Here is a 7,805-nt window from a genome sequence, read left to right on the forward strand (position 1 = left end):
AGCTTGCGAATCCTGCCCGCCGATCAATGCACCGCCCCCCGTTCCCCCAGCACGTTGTAGGGTGGGCATGGTTGAGCTTGCGAAACCTGCCCGCCGAACCCCGCACCGCCCCATTCCGCCGGACGGCTGAAAGGCATCGTGCCTCAGCCGTTTCAGCCCTACAAACCAGCACGTTGTAGGGCGGGCATGGTTGAGCTTGCAAATCCTGCCCGCCGATCCCCGCACCGCCCCATTCCGCCGGGCGGCTGAAAGGTTTCCTTCGTCAACCGTTTCAGCCCTACAACCAACTGGCATTGGACCGCGCAGCGGTCTAATGCGCTTTGCGCAGGTGCGAAGGCAGGATGCGCAACAGGTCGCGGTATTTGGCGACGGTGCGACGGGCTATCTTGATCCCCTGTTCTTCCAGGAGTTTGACGAGCTTGGCGTCGGAATAGGGTTTTTGCTTATCCTCGGCGCGGATGATATCGGACAGGGCGGCCTTGACGCTCTCGTTGGAAATCGCTTCCCCACTGGCGGTCATCACCCCGGGCTTGAAGAAATATTTCATGCTGAGCAACCCGCGCGGGGTCTGCATGTATTTTCCGGCGGTGGCCCGACTGATGGTGGTCTCGTGCACCTCCAGCAGCTCCGCAACGGTTTTCATGTTCAGCGGTTTGAGCCGAGACACCCCATGGTCGAAAAACTCGCGCTGGATACGGACGATCTCAACGGCGATCCGGTAGATGGTGTCCATGCGCTGATCGATGCTCTGGATAAACTGCTTGGATTTGGCGATCTTTTCCCGGATGTAGGTCTTCACCTCTTTGGAGGTATTCGGATCCTTGAGCATCGAGAGGTATTTCTGGCTGATGAAGAGGCGCGGATAGGGCTTCTTGTTCTGCGTGATGACGTATTCGCCATCCCGCTTCTCGACGATGATTTCGGGCGTGACGTACTCGATGCGATCTTCGGAAAAATTACGGCCGGGTTTCGGATCCAGCTTGGAGACGAGTTTGGCCAACTCCTTCACGCGATCAAGCGTCAACCCCATGGCGCGGGCAATATCCTCGTATTTATGGCGCCCGACCAGATCGAGATAGAGGTCAACCATTTGATATTCCTGCGTCTTCTCGCGCCCCTGCCGCTTGAGCTGGAGCAACAGACACTCGCGCAGGTCGCGCGCGCCCACCCCGGCGGGGTCGAAGTCGCGGACAGTGTCGAGAATCTTGTCCAGCGTCTCCGCCGGAAAGTTCGGCAGCGCCAGCAGGTCTTCGACATCGAGTTGCAGATAGCCGTCGTCATCGATATTCCCGATCACGATTTCGGCAATTTTCTTTTCGTAGTCGTTCAAGCCGGAGAGCGACAGCTGGTCGAGCAACTGGTCGTGCAACGAGGAGGATTCCGAAAGCGAATCCATCATGTATTGGTATTTTTCCTCGGCGTCGGTACCGCCGGAAACCTGGCCCCGATCTTGATAGGAATCAAACTCCTCGCCCAGGGCGGCCAGTTTCTCGAACTCGTTGTCGAATTGCTCGCTGTCGACGTCCTTGGTGCCCTGTTCGATTTCGATCTGGGCATCGGCCTGTTCCTCGGAAGCCTCGAGGGTTGGATTCTCGGAAAGCTCCTGCTTGATCATCTGCTGGAGATCGAGCAACGGCATTTGAAGAATTTCCAACGACTGGAAGAGATGCGGAGCAAGAACCTGCTGCATCTTCATTTCTTGGCTTAGAACTAGACCGGGATGTGCCATGTGCCAAAATGTACAGTTTAAGTTGCATATCTCAAGCCATGTTTAATCCTAGTTTGGGTTGCGCCGGCGGGCGGTTGCCCTCTTTTCCCGTAAAATATATTTTATTCCCGATGGCCTCGGGTATCATGCAAACCGTTTACAGGAGAATGTGTTTCATGAGTTTGGAAGTATGCGTATTGGCCAGCGGCAGTTCAGGCAACTCGATTTATGTGGCCTCGGCCAACACCCGGGTTTTGATCGATGCGGGCCTTAGCGCAAAGCAGGTCGCCCTACGGCTCGACCAGATCGGCGTGGTGCCCGAAAGCATCAACGGCATCTGCATCTCGCACGAGCATGGCGATCACATCGGCGGCATTCGCGTGCTGCAAAAGCGCCACGGAATTCCGGTTTATGCCAACGCGGGCACGCTCAACGGCATTATGCGCCAGCCCAAATCGAATGAAATCGCGACCAAGGTGTTCCAAACCGGGGCCGCATTCAAAATCGGCGACATTGCCATCGAGCCCTTCTCCGTGCCGCACGATGCCTACGAACCCGTCGGATTCCGCCTCAGGAACGCCGATACGTGCGTGGGAGTGGTGACGGACCTCGGCATGGCGACGGCGCTCGTACGCGACAAGCTGAGGGGTTGCAAGGCCATCGTCGTCGAGTCCAACCACGACGAGGACCTGCTGCGCGAAGCGCCGCGCCCCTGGCCGCTGAAACAGCGGATCCGGAGCCGGCAGGGCCATCTATCCAACATCGACGCCGCGCGGCTGATCATCGAAAGCGCGACCGACGAGCTGGAGCACGTTTTTCTTGCCCACCTCAGCTCCGACTGCAACACCCCCGACACCGCCATGCGCACCGTCGCCTCGCAACTGCGGCTCGACGGCCTTGGCCACATCAAACTCGAAATCGCCCACGCCAACCGGATTTCAACCATTTGGCGGGCGAGCGCCCGGTGCCCCCTGCCGAACTGATTCCGCGTTCATCGACGGGACGATCGGCCGATCCCGGGCCGCTACCACGAAAAAACGCGCTCTTTCGGAGAAAGAAGCGCGTTCCACCATCGGGCGGCGAACCGCCTGCGATATAACCGGCCTAGAAGCGGTGCATCAGCTTGCCGCTGATGATGTAGGCATCGTAGTCCCGGCCAAACACCCCATCGAGGTCGATGCCGAATTCGGTGGTATCGTTGTCCCACTTGGAGAAGCGGATTCCGGTACCGATCTTGATCAGATCCTCTTCGCGGGCCTGGATCGCAGCGCTGAGGGCGTTGACGCCACCGTCCAGCACGTAGGTTTCATCCTCCATGTCGGCATTGAATTCATGCAACCAATGGGCGCGGACTTCCGGCTGGAATTCCAATTCCGTTCTGAAGCTTTCGATCTGCTTGACCATGGAGAGCGTTGCCCCCAGAGACAGGAGCTGCGACCAGTGGTCGTACGAGTCGAAGGACTTTTCGGGCATGCCGACGCTCGAGGTTTCGGTATAGGAACCGTGGCCATAGTAGGTCAGCAAGAACGAGGCTTCCGGAGTAAAGAGCAGCTTGTCGCTGAAAGCGGCCATGCCATACCCGCCGCCAAGGTACATGCCGAGCATGTTGGCTTTGTAGTCCCCTTCATACCCAAAGGAATCGACGCCGGTGACTTCCACGTCGCTGAACGAATAGTTGATATTGGCATCCATGTAGAACTGGTTGAGCATCGCGGAGAAATAACCGACGGCATGAACCGTATCGGCCGTGCCATCGAGTCCGGAATCGCCGTCAACGTCGGTGCGGGCATATCCGCCACCAATACCAAACATCATGTTTTCAAGACGTTTGTCGATCCCCATGATGCCACCGAAGCCCCGGGCATCGTAGCCGGCGAAATAATCGCTGCCGGCCGTGCTGCCGGTCGCCTGCTGGTCGAGGTCCGAAACATAACCGCGGCCCCACACCTGGTAAGTGGTGGGCACTTCGATTTTAGTATCCACGTTGGGCAGCATGCCGTGGACCTTGTCCACAAACGCGTCGTAATCGTCGCCCTTTTGCGTCGAGCTGGCCATGTAGGGCTTGCCCACCGTATCGGAGGGTTCGCCTTTGATGTTCGGCATCGGCGCATTGTCGGCCGCACGCCGCGCGGCTTGCTTCACGTCCCAGAAGGGCAGATGATCCCGGGTCCACATGACCGAGTCTTCATACCATTCCGCCGGTCCCTGCGCACCCATGGGAGCGACCGTGGAAGGGGTGCCCCAGTCCTGAAGGCGCAGATAAGAGCGGGTGCGGTCCTTGATCTGGTCGGCAAAGACCGACTGCAGGCTGATCATGGCATTGGCCATTTCCGGCGCGCGGCGATAGGTCGAGGTGGCCCCTTCCGAGAACTCCGCGGCGCTGGTCCAGTTGGTCTTGACGAATTGTCCCAGCTCCGGATTTGCGTCGATGTAGCGCTGCAGATCCTCGACAACCAAATCCAAGTCATCGTAATCCTCGTCCTCGAGCACCTTGATGAGACTCAACGTACCGTAGGTCGCATAGAGATTGATCAAGCCGCCGGACATGTTGGTGCTCAGCCCATTGATCCCGTCCATCCATTCCGGGTTGTCTGTAATCGAAAATTTAAGCGCGCTCAGGGAGCCGTAGTTCAACGTGCTACCCGACGCGAGCAGGAAACCATCCTCGAACAAGCTCGAATCAGTGACCGACCCGTCGTTAACCAGCGTCCAGTTCACATCGCCAATGGTAACGTTGTCGCCCGTGATCACCCCGGTGTCGATGCCCCCCAAGCCGTCTTCGGAGAACGTGGTCTTGATGTTGGCACCTTGACTCGCAACGAAATCCGTAGCCGTGACCGTTCCCAGGCCGACATCCAGCGTTCCGCCCTTCCGAACGGTCAGCTTTTGATCAACATTCAGCGACGCATCCGAATCCACCAGTTGATAGAGCTTCCCGTCGTTTACCGCCAAATCCGTCCCAAAAATATCCATCGAACCGCTGGAAATCGTGATGTCGTCAATCACCTGGGTACCATTGAACGACACATCGATCGCCCCGCCCGTCTGCTCGATCGTTGAAATCGCCGCACCGTTATCGAAAACATCCCGCGTGTTGTTTAAACCACGGGAAACGACGATGCTTGTGAGCCCCGCTTCGGTTGCGGAAACCGAGGCCGTTCCGGTTGCCCCAAAATTCAAGGAACCAATGGAAAGATCATCGTCCTCGCCATTGATCGTCAGATCCTTCGCGCCCGAGCCCGAAAGCAACATTTCATCGAACGTGCCCCCACTAATATCAACCGTATCATTGCCGCCAAACTTAACGTCGCCAAAGGACCCGCCCATGATGGTAACCGAGTTATTTCCGCCCACCGTGGACGTGAGCAACCCTTTGCTTCCGATAAAGGTTCCGTTGGTGATGGTTACCGTCGCATCCCGGATCTCCAGCGCGACACCTTGCACTCCAGTAACGCCATTCAGCGTGCCGGCGGCTCCGCCGGTAAACACGGCATCTCCGCCGATTGCCACGGTAAGACCGTTGTTAAAATAGGCCCCCCGACCAGCACTCACATTCCCCGTACCGGTGTCATCGTCGATGGTTCCGCCGGCACCGCCAGTATAGCTTCCTCCGATGATGGTGGCCGTACCCGAAACGCCGGCACCCTTACCGTAATAAACCAGACCATCGCCTCCTTTGGCAACAACCCCGGAGGAACCACTACTTTCCAAGGTTCCCCCCGCCCCACCGGTCACCGTGGCTCCATTCGCGACAATGGATACCGCGGTATTGGTAACCGTAATGCCGTTACCGCCCGAGATATTCAGCGAATTCGCCGTTCCAGAAGCAACCACATCACCGCCAGATCCACCGGTAATCTCGACGGACCCAAACTGAGCACTTCCAACATTAGATCCCGACAGAGATACAGCAGCCGCACCTTTGGCGAGCGAAGAACCTGATACACTCTTAACCGTGGCACTCCCGCCGGAACCGCCGATCGCAATCCCGTCCTTCAAATTCAACGTGCCACTGCTAATTAAGAAAGCGCTGCCGCCCGAAAGATAAAATTCAGAAGAAGCTGCGCTCGAAACCAAATTTCCTCCATCGCCCCCGATAACTAGGCCGTTTTCCATTACCGTGGCTTTGTCGAAGAGAAGCATGTTAACTGCACTGCCACCCCTTGCGACCAATGCCAGCGTTGAATTACTATAGAAATCATCTCCTCCGTCACCACCCTGGATCGCATCGGAAGCAACCGGCTGACTATCGATAACCAACAAATCCACGAGGTTGCAGAAAATGGCATCTCCTCCCGAAGAGAGCGTTCCTGTTCCATTGGAAGCAATCGACGTGCCTTTTCCTCCCGATATTTTGGAGCCGTTTATTTCAAACAAGCCCAAGCCTGAGGCATAAGCCCCTTGGCGCCCTGCGCCACCGACATATGTTCCCTCTTCGAGAATTAAAGCTCCTTGCTTGGAAGTAAATGCAGAAGCACTAATCTCGACACTGATGGCCCGCCCGAATGAATTCAAGCCCGTTCCAGGTACCGCTCCCGTAACCACGACACCTTCGTCGACCGAAACAACCGTGTTGGTGTACGCCCCCGGGCCGTTTTTAAACTGAATCAATCCATTAAAGGAATTTGTGACGATAACCGTTGTATTGGCCAGATTCTGCACACTCAAATAACCAAAGTCGTTGGGATTATCCGGGTCAATCGTGTAGATTTCGGTAGCCGTGCTCCAGTCAGCGGGGAGCCCGTTGGTTGTACCAAAAGCACCGTTGTATCCCAAACTATCGCCATCCCATTGATTGTCGGCGGAAAAAGCAAGGGTAGCGACTGAAACTAATGCGGCTAAAACTGTTAACTTATTCATTATTCCCCCTCGGAAAGATTGGATTATGTAACAACGTGGCAGGATTTCACAATGGGATGTACGGTGCAAGAATCAAGTGTGCAATTTCTTCGCCATTCAGCCCGCGACACACGGCCCGCATGGAGGGCCTGGGGCCTCACGAGAGACTTGAAGCCACCCTGGCTTCAAAAATCAACAGACCCCATAGATTCTTATAAATCCAGTGGCCAAACAAATGCCCCTTCGGTTGACGGACTACCGCACGGGAGCACCAAATGCTCTCACTGGCAGGCCGCTTGACATGCCCCAAAGGTGCAGAACAACCGATTACCCTGGCAGTTAATCTATCGATTCGGCAGATAAATTTGTGGATTATTGCCACGAGAGAACGAAAGGACACCAAAGGTTCGCTCCACAGGCTTTCGGGTGCTTTTTGCGCTCTTTTGTGGCTAACGATCTCCCGCATGGAATTCGCAATATTCAACCGCCGGAGCAATAGAAAAATAAATAGACCATACGTGAACAGATGCCCCCTGCCGCAAACAGACGGGGTATCTGTTTTTTGTAGGGCGTAAACGGTTGACGAAGGAGACCTTTCCGCCGCCCGGCTGAACGCGAAGCGAGACCGAGTGCCTGCAAGTCAACGCATCGTTGCCCAACCATTCCATCCCGACCAATTACACGCGGCAAGCAACGGGGCATTAGACCCAACGCTTCGCAATAAACACCGATTCCGCATTAGGCTCTTCCTCCGGCGGGTGAGCGGAACAAACTCCATATCCAAATTGAATATCCGTGTCCATCTGAGTTCATTAGTGGTTCCAGTCCCGACTTTATTTCTCTCAATTCAGATCCCACGTGTTTGCGACGGATTTTGCTACCACGGAGTTCGCAGAGGCGCAGAGAAGCCAGTGCTCCGTATTTCTTAATCGGTCGCACCGAGCAAACGTTCGCGAAAACAAAATTTCAACTTAACACCCGCTTCGCTAAAGGTCGCAAAGACAGCAAAGCCGATGCTGCGCGAACCTTGCGGCCTTCTGTTAAATCGGAAATGAGCAGCATCTCCTGTATCCGATGAAGCTTTTCCTGCGACCCATCCGAACCTTTGGGATGTTTAATGTACCAGTACACTGGAAGCCTTAAACTTTCGGATGATTTTCAACCACCCGCTTCGCAAGAGGCCACAGAGACAGAAGTGGCCTCGGTTTTTAAACCGGTCGACCGTCAGTTTAAGCTATGCCGCATAGGCTCCGGTTCC

The 7,805-nt window shown here is 55.8% G+C and carries 3 protein-coding genes; 1 reads left to right on the forward strand and 2 read right to left on the reverse strand.

The window, feature by feature from the left end; translation table 11 throughout:
* Nucleotides 1–310: 310 nt before the first annotated feature.
* Nucleotides 311–1,729, reverse strand: a complete 1,419-nt coding sequence (rpoN, locus tag ABYO54_RS11360; protein ID WP_372808368.1) for an RNA polymerase factor sigma-54 — start codon at nucleotides 1,727–1,729, stop codon at nucleotides 311–313.
* A gap of 155 nt (nucleotides 1,730–1,884) precedes the next feature.
* On the opposite strand from rpoN, the gene ABYO54_RS11365 reads away from it, so the two are divergent.
* Nucleotides 1,885–2,691, forward strand: coding sequence for an MBL fold metallo-hydrolase (locus tag ABYO54_RS11365; protein WP_372808369.1), 807 nt, complete (start codon nucleotides 1,885–1,887; stop codon nucleotides 2,689–2,691).
* A gap of 121 nt (nucleotides 2,692–2,812) precedes the next feature.
* Here ABYO54_RS11365 and ABYO54_RS11370 read toward each other — a convergent pair whose 3' ends face one another.
* Nucleotides 2,813–6,568: a hypothetical protein gene (locus tag ABYO54_RS11370; protein WP_372808370.1), complete on the reverse strand. Its 3,756-nt coding sequence runs from the start codon at nucleotides 6,566–6,568 to the stop codon at nucleotides 2,813–2,815.
* Between the last annotated feature and the right edge of the window lie 1,237 nt (nucleotides 6,569–7,805).

Origin of the sequence: Pontiella sp. (genome assembly GCF_041622395.1) — a bacterium.
In the GTDB taxonomy this organism is placed as follows: Bacteria; Verrucomicrobiota; Kiritimatiellia; order Kiritimatiellales; family Pontiellaceae; genus Pontiella.